Source organism: Arthrobacter sp. B1805 (genome assembly GCF_002929745.1).
GTDB lineage: Bacteria > Actinomycetota > Actinomycetes > Actinomycetales > Micrococcaceae > Arthrobacter_D.
Genome location: NZ_PJIQ01000005.1, coordinates 38,316 through 53,091, shown reverse-complemented (window position 1 = coordinate 53,091; position 14,776 = coordinate 38,316). Strand labels below are relative to the sequence as shown.

Genomic DNA, 14,776 nt, shown 5'->3' with positions numbered 1-14,776 from the left:
TCAGAGTCCGACGTCGGCACTTTCCAGCAGCGCTACGGCATCGGGCTGGCCCTCGAACGTGACCAGGGCCTGCCGTCGTCGGCCGTGTGCGTGCAGGAGTAGTTCGCCCGGGTCGCCGACGATCGCCACCGAGACCGGCGCACGCTTGGCGACATGCCGCGGACCGTCCGGGCGCACGAGCACGATCCCGAGGTCCACGCCGCGGTAGAGGATCGCGGCTCGCTTGACGAGCTCCTCCCAGAGGGCATTCGCATAGTCCTCGTCGAGCGCGCGGGGTGCCCAGCGGGTCGTGGCCCGGCGGACGTCCTCCGTGTGCACGAAGTACTCGGTGAGGTTGGCACTCCTGTCGATGGAATTGATCCTCATCGGTGAGAGCGCCGGGGGACCGGCGAGGAAGCGGTTGACCAGGGCCTCGTAGCCCGCAGGGGAGGCCGCACGGGCCGCCGCCTCCTTCGTGGCGCGCTCGGTCAGTGGCGCGAAGCGCTTCACGACCATTCCGAGGCCCAGGGCGGGCTTGTGCTCGCGGAGGTAGAGGTGTGCGGCGAGGTCGCGCGTCAGCCACCCCTCACACAGGGTGGGGGCATCGGGGCCGGCTGCGAGCAGTGTCTCGGCCAGGACCTCGCGGGACGGGGTTACGTAGCGCATCACTGCTGAAACTAGCATGTCGCGCGGTGGCTGGGGCAGGCGCGCCGCGGTTCGCCGGGACGGCACTAGAATCGCAGGGATGCCTTCCTCCACCTCCTCCCCGCAGAACTCCGCCTCCTCCTCCCCGCAGGGACCCGGAGACGCGCAACCATTCCTGGATCCGGCCATCGCGGATGCCCTCAAGAAGGACGACGCGGGCCTCGTGGCCGCCGTCGTGCAGCAGTACGACACCCTCGAGGTGCTGATGCTCGGCTGGATGGACGAGGAAGCGCTCCGACGGACCCTCACGAGCGGACGCGTGACGTTCTACTCACGGTCACGCTCCGAGTACTGGCGCAAGGGTGACACCTCCGGTCACCGTCAGTGGGTCAAGGGTGTGGCACTCGACTGTGACGGCGATGCCCTGCTCGTCACGGTCGACCAGGAAGGAGCAGCGTGTCACACCGGCACGCGCACATGCTTCGACGGGCGGAACCTGCCCGCAGTCACCGCCGACCGTTCCGATGCCGAAGGATTCTGACTCCATGCAGCAACTGGGCACCATCAGCCCCACCCTCGAGGAGTTCCGTGAGCTCGCCAAGGCCCGCCGCGTCGTCCCCGTGCACCTGAAGGTCCTCGCCGACTCGCACACGCCGATCGGTGTCTATCGGAAGCTCGCGGCGGGGCAGCCGGGTACGTTCCTGATGGAATCCGCCGCCGTCGGCGGTGTCTGGTCGCGCTACTCGTTCATCGGCGCCCGTTCGAGGGCGACACTGACCACGCGGAACGGCCAGGCGCACTGGTTGGGCGAGCCGCCTGCGGGCGTCCCCGTGGACGGCGATCCGGTCGAGGCCCTGCGGCGGACGGTCGAAGCCCTGAGGACCGAGCGCTTCGGTGAACTTCCTCCGTTCACCTCGGGCATGGTGGGTTTCGTCGGATGGGAGGCGGTGCGGCACTGGGAGCGGCTGACCAGCCCGCCCGAGGACGACCTCCTTCTGCCCGAGCTCGCGATGTGCCTCGTCTCGGACCTCGCGATCCACGACAACTCCGAGGGCTCGCTCACCCTCGTCGCGAACGCGATCAACTTCGACGGCACCGACGAGCGGGTGGACGAGGCATGGCACGACGCCGTCGCGCGGGTCCGTGCGATGCTGGCAACACTCGTCGCGCCTGCCGAGCTGGCGGTGTCGGTGATGGCCGCGGACGCCCCGAGTGCCGAGGAGTCGATGCATCGGGTCCGCGAGTCCTGGTTCGAACCCGACTACCTGACGGCGATCGAGCGCGGCAAGCGGGCGATCGTCAACGGCGATGTCTTCCAGGTCGTGATCAGCCGCCGCTTCGAGATCGAGTGCGACGCCTCCGCCCTGGACGTGTACAGGATCCTCCGTACAACCAACCCCAGCCCCTACATGTACCTCTTCAGCCTCGAGGACGCCGACGGGCGCGCCTACTCGATCGTGGGCAGCTCACCGGAGGCCCTGGTCACCGTGACGGGGAACGAGGTGATCACCCACCCCATCGCCGGGTCGAGGCCCCGCGGGAGGACCACCGAGGAGGACCGCGACCTCGCTGTCGAACTCCGCGCGGACACCAAGGAGAAGGCGGAGCACCTCATGCTCGTCGACCTGGCCCGCAATGATCTGTCGAAGGTCTGCCTGCCGGGCAGCGTCGACGTCACGCAGTTCATGGAGGTGGAGAAGTTCAGCCACATCATGCACCTCGTGTCCACGGTGGTCGGCACGCTGTCGCCCTCGAAGAGCGCGTACGACGTCCTGGCCGCCACCTTCCCCGCTGGTACGCTCTCCGGCGCGCCGAAGCCCCGGGCCCTGCGGCTCATCGACGAGGTGGAGCCGCACCGGCGGGGCATCTACGGAGGAGTGGTGGGGTACCTGGATTTCGCGGGTGACATGGACATGGCGATCGCGATCCGTTCCGCCCTGCTGCGGGACGGAACGGCGTATGTGCAGTCCGGTGGCGGGATCGTCGCCGATTCGGTCCTCGAGACGGAAGCGCTCGAGACCGTCAACAAGGCCGCTGCTCCGCTCCGGGCGGCCCTGACGGCCGCAGGCCTGCGTCCTGTGACGGCGGAATCCCCGTGAGCGCCGGGCAGCCCACCCCGGGCCGCTTCACGCGTCGCGGCATCGTGGTGATGGGCATCGTGGTTCTCGCGCTGCTCGCCTTCGGTTCGACGACGCAGACGTGGCTCACGGTCCGACTGCCCCAGGAGGCCGTCCAGACGCCGGACCTCACCGTTGCGGGCAGTGATGCGGCAACCCCCGTCACTGCGTTCGCGCTCGTCGCGCTGGCTGCAGCCCTCGCGGTCTCGATCGCCGGCAGGATAGCCCGCTGGGTCATCGCAGTGATCCTCGTGCTCTCCGGTACGGGGATCGCGCTGTCCAGTCTGTCGGTGGCGAGCGATCCCGCTTCGGCAGCCGAGCCCGCGATCGGCGCGGCAATAGGTGTCAGCGGTCTCGACGGAGCCAGGGCGGCGGCCACCGCCATGCCGTGGCTCGCCGTCGTGGCCGGCGTACTGCTGGTCCTCGCTGCCGCCTGGGTGGTTCTCGCGGGGCGCACGTGGGGAGTGAACAGGCGCTACGACGCCGGCGCAGCCCGGCCGGGCCGTGCAGCCCGGTCTCCGGAGGGCGGCCTGCAGCCGGGAGCGCCGGAGCCGTCGATCGGCGATGTGCCCCCCGGTGTCGTGCCGGACACGGTTGATGGCGACTCCGTCCGTGACAGCGACACCGACACCGACACCGATCGTGACGTCTACACCGACCGCGGCACCGATCGTGGCGGCTACACCGACCGCGGCACCGATCGTGGCGGCTACACCGACCGCGGCACCGGTGGAGCGCGAGGCGGACGGAGCGGCGCGAGCGCCCACGCCGACGAGATCGACAACTGGGACGAACTGTCGCGCGGCAACGACCCGACGCGCTGACGCCGGAACCGGGGCCTGCTGCTGCCTACCCCGGACCTCGGTAGCACCAGTCGGGACTGGGCGCGTCCGCGTTCCGCTGGCCCGTCCCATCAATGGCAGAATGGAACGAGACCCGTTCGAAGGAGATTCACCATGGCATCCGAGACCAGCACCTCCGCTAGCCGCAACACCCCCCAGAACCACGCGTCGATGGGTGACGAGACCATCGGCCACGGCAACAGCCCGGCAGCGTGGACGTGTGTCCTCATCATGCTGGCCGGCGCAGCCCTCGCCTCCTTCGCGTACATCCTCGCCAGCACCGAGGGCAACCACGACTTCGGTACCCTCCTCTTCTGGGTCGGCATCGGCATCATGTTCGTCGGCCTGATCGTCGGGTTCATCCTGCGCAAGATCGGCTACGGCGTGGGTGGCTCGAAGCTCAAGAACAACGGACACTAGATGACCGTCCTCGACGACATCATCGAGGGCGTCCGCGAGGATCTCGCGGAGCGTCGCCGTGGGCGATCCCTGGAGGACGTCCGCGCAGCTGCCCTCGCGGCTCCCGCCCCGCTCGATGCCTTCGAGGCGCTCGGCGCAGGACGCGGCGGAACCCTCGCCGTCATCGCCGAGGTCAAGCGGAGCAGTCCGTCGAAGGGCGCGCTTGCCGACATCGCCGATCCGGCGTCTCTTGCCGCTTCCTACGAGGACGGCGGAGCCTCCGTCATCTCCGTCCTGACGGAGGAGCGGCGCTTCGGCGGTTCCCTCGCCGACCTCGACGCCGTCCGTGCGGCCGTCGGACTCCCGGTCCTCCGCAAGGACTTCACCGTGGACGAGTACCAGATCTGGGAGGCGCGCGCACACGGGGCCGACGTCGTCCTGCTGATCGTCGCGGCGCTCACCGACGAGGAGCTGTCCTCCTTCCTCGCGCTGACGCACGAGCTCGGGATGAACGCGATCGTCGAGACGCACACAGCGGAGGAGGTTCGGCGGGCCGTCGCCGCCCGGGCCCCGATCATCGGCGTGAACGTGCGCAACCTGAAGACGCTCGACATCGACCGCGGCGTCTTCGGAGGGCTCGCGCACCTCGTTCCGGCCGGGACGGTCGTCATCGCAGAATCAGGAGTGCGCGACGCCGCTGATGTCGCCGACTACGCGGGGAACGGCGCGCACGCGGTTCTGGTGGGGGAGGCCCTCGTCCGGTCCGGTGATCCTGCGGGAACGATCCAGGAGTTCAAGCGGGCCGGGCTCACCGGTGGGCACAGCGTCGGCGCACCAGCGCTCAGCTGACGCCGCGGTGCGCTCGGGCCGACGACGACGGCCCGGCACCGGCGGGGCCAGGACCCGCAGCACGGATTCGGCACGGAGCAGGAAGCGGGCAGGTCACCACCTGTCCGCCAGGGACCGGACGGCAGCGCCGCCCGGGCCAGGACCAACAGGACAGGAATGCTGAAGTCATGACCGATACGCACCACGGCACGGGCGTCCACGCCACGGACACCGGAGCAGCGGACGCCGTCGACACCGGAACGGCAGAGGCGTTCCTCAGCCACGACGAGAGCCTCCGCCATGCGCCCGGTCCCTACTTCGGGTCCTACGGCGGGCGCTGGATGCCGGAGTCGCTCATTGCCGCCCTCGACGAACTGCAGGACACGTTCGAGAAGGCGAAGGCGGATCCGGAGTTCACCGCGCAGGTCGCCGACCTGAACAGGAACTACGCGGGCAGGCCCTCCCTCCTCACGGAGGCACAGCGCTTCGCGGAGCACTGCGGGGGTGTCCGGATCTTCCTCAAGCGCGAGGACCTGAACCACACCGGTTCGCACAAGATCAACAACGTGCTGGGGCAGGCACTGCTCGCCAAGCGCATGGGCAAGACGCGCGTCATCGCCGAGACCGGCGCGGGCCAGCACGGAGTCGCAAGCGCGACCGCAGCCGCCCTGCTCGGTCTCGAATGCGTCGTCTACATGGGCGCCGAGGACACGCGCCGGCAGGCACTCAACGTCGCACGCATGCAGCTGCTCGGGGCAACGGTCGTCCCGGTCACCAACGGGTCCCAGACGCTCAAGGACGCCATTAACGACGCCCTTCGCGACTGGGTCGCCAATGTCGAGACCACGCACTACCTCCTCGGGACCGCCGCGGGTGCCCACCCGTTTCCCGCGATGGTGCGGTACTTCCACGAGGTCATCGGAGAGGAGGCGCGCGAGCAGATCCTGGAGCAGGCGGGCAGGCTCCCCGACGCCGTGTGCGCGTGCGTGGGCGGCGGATCGAACGCCATCGGCCTGTTCCACGGGTTCCTCGACGACCGCGACGTCGCGCTGTACGGCTTCGAGGCCGGCGGTGACGGCGTCGAGAGCGGTCGCCACGCCGCCACGATCACCCTGGGACGCCCGGGAGTGCTGCACGGAGCGCGCTCCTACCTCATGCAGGACGAGGACGGCCAGACGATGGAGTCCCACTCCATCTCCGCCGGCCTGGACTATCCCGGCGTCGGTCCCGAGCATGCCTACCTGGCCGACATCGGACGCGCCAACTACGAGCCGATCACCGACGCGGAGGCGATGGAGGCTTTCAGGATCCTGAGCCAGACCGAGGGCATCATCCCCGCCATCGAGACCGCGCACGCACTCGCGGGCGCGATGAAGGTCGGGCGGCGCCTTGCGGACAGCCTCGCACCCGGAGAGCAGGCCTCGGACAAGATCGTCATCGTGAACCTCTCCGGTCGCGGCGACAAGGACGTGGCGACCGCCGCGGGCTACTTCGACCTGCTTCCCGATGACAGCGCGGAGCAGGAAATCGCCCAGGAGGGTGAACAGCTGTGATCACACATTCCACCGGCAGGCATGCCGCCGGAGACACGAGCGGGCAAGGCGGAGCGGTCTCCAAGGCCGCCGCCGCGATCGAGAAAGCGCGCAGCGAAGGCCGCGCGGCACTCATCGGGTACCTTCCGGCCGGTTTCCCCGACGTCCGGACCACGATCGAGGCCGGCATCGCCATGGCCGAGAACGGCGTCGACCTGATCGAGATCGGGATTCCCTACTCCGACCCCGTGATGGACGGGCACGTGATCCAGGAAGCCACGGTCGAGGCATTGGCCAACGGCTTCACCGTCCCGCAGATCTTCGACGTCGTCGAAGGCATCACCAGCGCGAGCGACGCCGCCGTGCTCGTCATGACCTACTGGAATCCCGTCATGCGCATGGGAGTACGTGACTTCGCCCAGCGCCTTGCGGCAGCGGGCGGCGCAGGACTCATCACACCGGACCTCATCCCGGACGAGGCGTCCGAATGGCTCGAGGTCTCCGAGGAGCTCGGACTCGACAGGGTGTTCCTCGTGGCCCCGTCCACCTCGCCGCAGCGCATGCAGAACACCGTGGACGCGAGCAGGGGTTTCGTCTATGCCGTGTCCGTCATGGGCGTGACCGGCGCCAGGTCCTCCGTCGGAGCAGCTGCCCGGGCCGTGGTCGACGCCGCCCATGAGGCCGGAGCCGAGCGCGTCTGCGTCGGGCTCGGCGTGTCCTCCTCGGCACAGGTCCGGGAGATCGGCGCGTACGCCGACGGCGTGATCGTCGGTACCGCACTGGTCGCTGCGCTCCGCGACGGCGGAGTGGAAGCAGTAGCCGAGCTGACGCGTGAGCTCAGCACGGGAACAGCGAAGGCCTCGGCATGATCGGCGGCAGCCTCGCGGCCGCTATCCCGAGCCCACCCGCGGAATGGGCCAGCTTCAGCCTCGGCCCCATCACCATCCACGCCTACGCGCTGTGCATCCTCGCTGGCATCGTCCTGGCACTCATCCTCACCCAGAAGCGCTTCGTCTCCTTCGGTGGCAACGCTGACGCTGTCTGGGACATCGCGATCTGGGCCATCCCGTTCGGCATCATCGGTGGACGGCTCTACCATGTGTTCTCCTCGCCGGACGCGTACTTCGGTCCGGAGGGGGATCTGGCGCGGATCCCGCAGATCTGGCAGGGCGGCCTCGGTATCTGGGGCGCCGTCGCACTCGGAGCGGTCGGTGCGTGGATCGGCGCACGTCGAGCGGGTATCAAGCTCTCGGCCTTCGCCGATGCAGCCGCACCCGGGCTCTTGCTGGCACAAGCCGTCGGAAGGCTGGGCAACTGGTTCAACCAGGAACTCTTCGGTGCGCCCACCTCCCTTCCGTGGGGCCTCGAGATCGACGCGGACAATGCGAACTTCCCGCTCGACCAGGAACCCGGCACGCTGTTCCACCCGACGTTCCTCTACGAGCTCCTCTGGAACCTCGCGGGCGTCGCCATCCTGCTCCTGCTCGCCCGGAAGTTCCGCCTCCGCGGGGGGCGCATGTTCTGGCTCTACGCGGCCTACTACACCCTCGGGCGCGTCTGGATCGAGACACTCCGGATCGACGACGCCGAGATGGTGACGCTCTTCGGCGTGACGCAGCGGCTCAACGTCTGGACGAGCATCGCGGTGTTCCTCGTGTCATTGGCCATCCTCGTGTTCCTCTCCCTGAAGCGCGGTCCCGTCGATGCGCCCTCGGTGTACCTTCCCGGCCGTGAACCGAAGGACGAGGACCCAGTGGTGGATGCCGAGGACAGCGAAGGCGAGAACACCGCCGCTGCCGGTTCCGGCAGCGAGGCGAAGGACGGTACCCCCAGTACAGAAGCGGACCAGTCGGCCGCCTCGTCCACGGCGTCCAAGTCGGAGCCGGATTCCGCGCCGGAAGCGGGTGCGGGCAGCCCGACCGATAACGCTTCAGCCACAGGCAGCCACTCCGCGGACAAGGGTCATTGACCGCGGAATGATCGTGGTAATCTTTCCGAAACAAACGGCTCCTGAGTAACGATCCGCGTTCCTGGGACCCCGCGAAAGCGGAGCCGCGGGATTCGGTCCCCGAAAGCAGTCCCCGGGCCACCGCCCCTAAAGGACGCAACACCACACAGTTGTGGACCACAGGTGCGACGGCCGGATCACCTTCCTGCTCGCACCGACACCACCTCCACCCGGCGCAGGATGACTGCAGCGATTGCCCGCCAAGAGCGCCGGGCAGCGCCGGTGCAGGTGGTGTGCAAGAGAACAACAGACGGTGCCCGCTTCCAGACAGCGGTGCCGCGGGGCCAAGGCTGTCCCCTCCCGACGCTCCATCATGGGGGAAGGATCCTTTCGATGACTGCTTTGATGCCAGGAAAGCCGACCGGGACAGAACCGGAAACGACGCCATCCACCGCAGCCGCCGTGGAGTCGCCCTTCACGCGGTTCGCCTCCCTCCCGGAAGCAACAGGCCTCTACAATCCGGACAACGAGAAGGACGCATGCGGTCTCGCCGTGATCGCGACCCTTCGCGGTGAACCCGGCCACGACATCGTCGACGCCGCACTGACGGCGCTGCGGAACCTCGAGCACCGCGGTGCCGTGGGTGCCGACGAGGGTACGGGCGACGGCGCCGGTCTGCTGACGCAGATCCCCGACGAGTTCTTCCGCGCAGTCGTCGACTTCCAGCTCCCGCCCGTCGGGTCCTACGTCGTGGGAACAGCGTTCCTGCCGGCCGAGGCGAAGGAGGAGGAGACCGCGCGTGCCGGGCTCGAGTCGATCGCCGAGTCCGAGGGCCTCGAGGTCCTCGGCTGGCGTGTCGTGCCTGTGGTCGCCGACCTCGTCGGTGCGATGGCGCGTGCCTGCATGCCGCACTTCGTGCAGCTCTTCCTGGCACCGGCGAACGGCAACGCGTCGGATCTCGACGCGAAAGCCTTCCGGGTGCGCAAGCGCGCCCAGAACAAGTACGGCGTGTACTTCCCCTCCCTGTCCTCGAAGACCATCGTCTACAAGGGCATGCTGACGACCGCGCAGCTCGAGCCGTTCTACCCGGACCTGTCCGACGAGCGCTTCAAGACGCGCCTCGGCATCGTCCACTCGCGCTTCTCGACGAACACCTTCCCCTCGTGGCCCCTCGCCCAGCCATTCCGGACGATCGCGCACAACGGCGAGATCAACACGGTCAAGGGCAACCGGAACTGGATGCGTGCGCGCCAGTCGCAGCTGTCCAATCCACTGCTCGGTGATGCGCCGGAGGAGCTGTACCCGATCTGCACCCCGGGTGCTTCCGACTCGGCGTCCTTCGACGAGGTCGCGGAACTGCTGACCCTGTCGGGGCGACCGATCACCCACTCGATCATGATGATGATCCCGGAGGCGTGGGAGAACCACGCCACCATGGATCCCGCCCGCCGCGCCTTCTACCAGTACCACTCGATGCTCATGGAGCCCTGGGACGGACCGGCCGCAGTGTCCTTCACCGACGGGCGCCTGGTCGGCGCTGTACTCGACCGCAACGGCTTGCGCCCCGCCCGCTACTGGGTCACGGAGGACGGCCTCGTCATCCTCGCATCGGAGGTCGGCGTGCTCGAGGTCGAGCCCTCCCGGGTGGTCCGGAAGGGCCGCGTCTCTCCCGGCAAGATGTTCCTCGTCGACACCGAGGAAGGCCGCCTCATCGAGGACCAGGAGATCAAGGCGGAAGTGGCTGCCGCCAACCCGTGGGGGGAGTGGGTCAAGGAGAACCTGATCCAGCTCGAGGACCTTCCCGAGCGCGAGCACGTGATCCACACGAAAGCCTCCATCAACCGCCGCCAGCGCACCTTCGGGTACACGCAGGAGGAGCTGCGCATTTTGCTCGGCCCCATGGCGAAGAATGGTGCCGAGCCACTCGGCGCCATGGGATCGGATACGCCGATCGCCGTGCTGTCCAAGCGTCCGCGCCTGCTGTTCGACTATTTCGTGCAGTCCTTCGCCCAGGTCACCAATCCGCCGCTGGACTCGATTCGCGAAGAGCTCGTCACGTCGATGGGCGTCACGATCGGACCCGACGGCAACCTGCTGTCCATGGGACAGGTGCGCTCCAAGCAGATCGCCCTGAAGTTCCCCGTGATCACGAATGACGAGCTGGCCAAGATCGCGAACCTCGAGACCGAGGATGGCGACCGGCTGACGGTCCGTGTCCGTGGCCTCTATCGTCACGACGGCGGTGAGGCTGCCCTGCGGGCGCGCCTCGCCGAGATCTGCGAGCAGGTGTCGAGCGCACTCAACCGCGGGGTCGAGTACGTCGTGTTGTCCGATCGCGACTCGAACGCGCAGTGGGCTCCCATCCCGTCCCTGCTCCTGACCAGTGCGGTGCACCACCACCTGCTCAAGAGCGCCAACCGCACCAAGACGTCCCTCGTCGTCGAAGCGGGCGACGTGCGCGAGGTCCACCACGTCGCGGTGCTGATCGGCTACGGCGCTTCCGCGGTCAACCCCTACCTGGCGATGGAGAGCTGCGAGGAGCTGGTCCGCAACGGTGACATCACCGGAGTCACCGCCGAGGCCGCCGTCGCACACCTGATCAAGGGCCTCGGCAAGGGCGTCCTGAAGATCATGTCCAAGATGGGCATCTCGACCGTGAGCTCCTACTGTGGCGCGCAGACCTTCGAGGCGCTCGGCCTGTCGCAGGAACTCGTGGACGAGTACTTCCACGGCACCCAGACGCAACTCGGCGGCGTCGGTCTGGATGTCATCGCGGCGGAGACCGCCGCACGCCACGAGAGCGCGTACCCGCAGGACGGCATCGAGGATCCGCACCGCGGCCTCGACAACGGCGGCGAGTACCAGTGGCGCCGCGAGGGCCCGCCGCACCTCTTCAACCCCGAGACCGTCTTCCGCCTGCAGCACGCCACGCGTGAGCGGCGCTACGACATCTTCAAGGCGTACACGCAGGGTGTGGACGACCAGTCGAAGGAACTCATGACGCTGCGCGGGCTGCTCAAGCTGCGCGGGGACGCCCGTGCGCCCATCAGCATCGACGAGGTCGAACCCGTCTCGTCCATCGTCAAGCGCTTTTCGACGGGGGCGATGAGCTACGGCTCCATCTCCAAGGAAGCGCACGAGACGCTCGCCATCGCGATGAACCGCCTCGGCGCGAAGTCGAACACCGGTGAGGGCGGCGAGGACGTCGAGCGCCTGATGGATCCGGAGCGCCGCTCCGCCATCAAGCAGGTCGCATCGGGCCGCTTCGGCGTGACGAGCCTCTACCTGACCAACGCCGACGACATCCAGATCAAGATGGCACAGGGAGCGAAGCCCGGCGAGGGCGGTCAGCTCATGAGCCAGAAGGTGTACCCCTGGATCGCCCGGACACGGCATTCCACTCCGGGCGTCGCCCTGATCTCGCCGCCGCCGCACCACGACATCTATTCCATCGAGGACCTCGCGCAGCTCATCTACGACCTCAAGAGGTCGAACCCGAGCGCACGCGTCCACGTCAAGCTCGTATCGGAGGTCGGGATCGGCACGGTCGCGGCGGGCGTCACGAAGGCGAAGGCCGACGTCGTGCTCGTGTCCGGGCACGACGGCGGAACCGGCGCGAGCCCGCTCAACTCGCTCAAGCACGCCGGTATCCCGTGGGAGCTCGGTCTCGCCGAGACGCAGCAGACGCTCATGCTGAACGGGCTTCGCGACCGCGTGGTGGTCCAGGTGGACGGCCAGCTCAAGACCGGGCGCGACGTCGTCATCGCGGCTCTGCTCGGCGGTGAGGAGTTCGGTTTCGCCACCGCGCCACTCGTGGTCTCGGGCTGCATCATGATGCGCGTGTGCCACCTCGACACCTGTCCGGTGGGCGTCGCGACGCAGAACCCGGAGCTGCGCAGCCGCTTCACGGGCAAGCCGGAATTCGTCGTCAACTTCTTCGAGTTCATCGCGGAGGAGGTCCGGGAGATCCTGGCCGAACTCGGCTTCAGGTCCATCGAAGAGGCGATCGGTCACAGCGAGCTGCTCGACGCCCGCGAGGCGATCGAGCACTGGAAGGCCGACGGGCTCGATCTCGATCCGATCCTGCGGGGCAATGAGTTCGACTCGGGCGAGCCGATGCGCAACATGCTTCCGCAGAACCACGACCTCGACGAGCACTTCGACAACAAGCTGATCGAGATGAGTGCGGAAGCGCTGCAGCACCGCTCACCCGTGCGGATCTCCGTGGACGTCGTGAACACCGATCGCTCCGTGGGCACCATGCTCGGCCATGTGGTCACGCGCACGTTCGGGTTGGACACGCTTGCCACCAACACCATCGACGTGACGCTCGCCGGTCAGGCCGGTCAGTCGCTCGGCGCTTTCCTGCCCGCCGGTATCACGCTGCGGCTGCTCGGCGACTCGAACGACTATGTGGGCAAGGGTCTCTCCGGCGGCCGCATCATCGTGCGTCCTGATCGTGCGAACGTCTTCCGCGCGGACCACAACGTGATCGCGGGCAACGTCATCGGCTACGGCGCCACGAGCGGCGAGATGTTCCTGCGAGGGCAGGTCGGGGAGCGGTTCCTCGTTCGCAATTCCGGAGCCACGGCGGTAGCGGAGGGCATCGGAGACCACGGTTGCGAGTACATGACCGGCGGCCAGGCGCTGATCCTCGGGCGTACGGGCCGGAACTTCGGCGCCGGGATGTCCGGGGGAACGGCCTTCGTGCTCGACCTCGACCGTGCCCGCGTCAACAAGCAGAGCCTCGAGAACGGCGAACTCCTGCTCGAGGAGCTCGACGCCGAGGACATCGAGATCGTGCGGCGGCTGCTGATCCAGCACGTCGAGGAGACCGAGTCGAACCTCGCGGAGAGCCTGCTCGAGTCCTTCGAGGACACCATCAAGCGTTTCACCAAGGTCCTGCCGCGCGATTACGCTGCGGTACTGGACGCCCGTGCCACAGCCGTCGAACAGGGACTCGATCCCGACGGTGAAGAGGCGTGGACCAAGATCCTGGAGGTTACCGGTGGCTGACCCACGCGGATTCATGAAGGTGCGCGAGCGCCAGACCCAGCCACGCCGTCCCGTTCCGGTACGGATCATGGACTGGAAAGAGGTGTACGAGGCGCAGGAGAAGGGCGTCCTGAAGTCGCAGGCGGGTCGCTGCATGGATTGCGGCATCCCCTTCTGCCACCAGGGCTGCCCGCTCGGGAACCTGATCCCCGAGTGGAACGACCTCATGTTCCGAGACAAGGGCCACGAGGCGATCGAGCGGCTGCATGCCACGAACAACTTCCCGGAGTTCACCGGGCGGCTCTGCCCGGCCCCGTGTGAGTCCTCGTGCGTGCTCGGCATCAACCAGCCGCCCGTCACCATCAAGCAGGTCGAGGTGTCCATCGCGGACCTCGCCTTCGCGGAGGGCTGGGTGGAGCCGCATCCGCCCGAGCGCCTGACGGGCCGCACCATCGCCGTCGTCGGGTCTGGCCCTGCCGGGCTCGCCGCCGGCCAGCAGCTGACACGCGCGGGCCACACCGTGGCCGTCTACGAACGCGACGACCGCATCGGTGGCCTGCTGCGCTACGGCATCCCGGACTTCAAGATGGAGAAGATCCACCTCGAGCGGCGCCTCGACCAGATGAAGGCCGAGGGCACGCGTTTCCGCACGGGAGTGGACGTCGGCAAGGACATCAGCTGGGGTCAGCTGAAGCGGCGTTACGACGCCGTCGTCGTCGCCACCGGTGCAACCGTGCCGCGTGACCTGCCCATTCCTGGGCGGGACCTCGAGGGCGTCCATTTCGCGATGGACTACCTCGTCCAGGCCAACCGCGTGGTGGCCGGCGAGGCGGTCGAGGACCAGATCCACGCGGAGGGCAAGCACGTCGTCATCCTCGGCGGCGGCGATACCGGCGCGGACTGCCTCGGCACGGCGCACCGCCAGAAGGCCGCGTCCGTCACGACGCTCGCGATCGGTCAGCAGCCGCCCACGGAACGCCGCCCGGACCAGCCCTGGCCCACGTTCCCGACGCTCTTCGACATCGCGAGCGCTCACGAGGAGGGTGGCGAGCGCCGCTACCTGGCGTCCACGGTCGAGTTCGTCGGTGACAACGGCGTGCTCCGCGGCATCAAGGTCGCGGAGACGGAGTTCGTGGACGGCCGCCGGGTGCCCAAGGTTGGAACCGAGCGCGAGATCCCCGCCGACCTGGTCTTCCTCTCGCTCGGGTTCACCGGCGCGGAGCCGGCCGGCATCACCGAACAGGTGCAGGCCGAGTTCGACGAGCGCGGCAACCTGGCGCGTGACGGCTACTACATGACCAACACGCCGGGCGTCTTCTCGGCGGGTGACGCCGGCCGAGGGCAGTCGCTGATCGTCTGGGCGATCGCGGAGGGCCGTGCATGTGCCGCAGCGGTGGACCAGTGGCTCATGGGTTCCACGAAGCTGCCGGCACCCGTTGCTCCGACCGATCGCTCCATCGCCGTCCTCTGACCGGCCCCCGAACCATTTCC

11 protein-coding genes are annotated in these 14,776 nt (G+C 68.3%); 10 read left to right on the top strand and 1 reads right to left on the bottom strand.

The window, feature by feature from the left end:
* Positions 1-645, bottom strand: coding sequence for a TIGR03085 family metal-binding protein (locus CXQ96_RS07105; protein ID WP_104117351.1), 645 nt, complete (start codon positions 643-645; stop codon positions 1-3).
* A gap of 79 nt (positions 646-724) precedes the next feature.
* On the opposite strand from CXQ96_RS07105, the gene hisI reads away from it, so the two are divergent.
* From hisI to CXQ96_RS07055, 10 genes are all read left to right on the top strand, one after another.
* Positions 725-1,165 (top strand): phosphoribosyl-AMP cyclohydrolase, encoded by a 441-nt coding sequence (gene hisI / locus CXQ96_RS07100; RefSeq protein WP_104117350.1) that lies wholly within the window; start codon positions 725-727, stop codon positions 1,163-1,165.
* Positions 1,166-1,169: 4 nt separating this feature from the next.
* The gene (locus CXQ96_RS07095; protein ID WP_104117349.1) at positions 1,170-2,723 is read left to right on the top strand and encodes an anthranilate synthase component I; all 1,554 of its coding nucleotides are present in this window, start codon (positions 1,170-1,172) and stop codon (positions 2,721-2,723) included.
* Positions 2,720-3,565, top strand: coding sequence for a Trp biosynthesis-associated membrane protein (locus CXQ96_RS07090; protein WP_104117348.1), 846 nt, complete (start codon positions 2,720-2,722; stop codon positions 3,563-3,565). The genes CXQ96_RS07095 and CXQ96_RS07090 overlap by 4 nt, the downstream gene beginning before the upstream one ends.
* 189 nt (positions 3,566-3,754) lie before the next feature.
* On the top strand, positions 3,755-4,003 hold the full coding sequence (locus CXQ96_RS07085) for an HGxxPAAW family protein (RefSeq protein WP_104117525.1): 249 nt from the start codon (positions 3,755-3,757) through the stop codon (positions 4,001-4,003).
* The gene (gene trpC / locus CXQ96_RS07080; protein ID WP_104117347.1) at positions 4,004-4,831 is read left to right on the top strand and encodes an indole-3-glycerol phosphate synthase TrpC; all 828 of its coding nucleotides are present in this window, start codon (positions 4,004-4,006) and stop codon (positions 4,829-4,831) included.
* 167 nt (positions 4,832-4,998) lie between these two features.
* On the top strand, positions 4,999-6,363 hold the full coding sequence (gene trpB, locus CXQ96_RS07075; protein WP_104117346.1) for a tryptophan synthase subunit beta: 1,365 nt from the start codon (positions 4,999-5,001) through the stop codon (positions 6,361-6,363).
* Positions 6,363-7,211, top strand: coding sequence for a tryptophan synthase subunit alpha (gene trpA, locus CXQ96_RS07070; RefSeq protein ID WP_104117524.1), 849 nt, complete (start codon positions 6,363-6,365; stop codon positions 7,209-7,211). The genes trpB and trpA overlap by 1 nt, the downstream gene beginning before the upstream one ends.
* Positions 7,208-8,311: a prolipoprotein diacylglyceryl transferase gene (lgt, locus tag CXQ96_RS07065; RefSeq protein WP_104117345.1), complete on the top strand. Its 1,104-nt coding sequence runs from the start codon at positions 7,208-7,210 to the stop codon at positions 8,309-8,311. Before trpA ends, lgt begins: the two co-directional genes overlap by 4 nt.
* Positions 8,312-8,683: 372 nt before the next feature.
* Positions 8,684-13,306 carry a glutamate synthase large subunit gene (gene gltB, locus CXQ96_RS07060; RefSeq protein ID WP_104117344.1) on the top strand — a complete coding sequence of 1,541 codons (4,623 nt, stop codon included), beginning with the start codon at positions 8,684-8,686 and terminating at the stop codon, positions 13,304-13,306.
* Positions 13,299-14,756, top strand: coding sequence for a glutamate synthase subunit beta (locus CXQ96_RS07055; protein ID WP_104117343.1), 1,458 nt, complete (start codon positions 13,299-13,301; stop codon positions 14,754-14,756). The genes gltB and CXQ96_RS07055 overlap by 8 nt, the downstream gene beginning before the upstream one ends.
* The last annotated feature ends 20 nt before the right edge of the window (positions 14,757-14,776 follow it).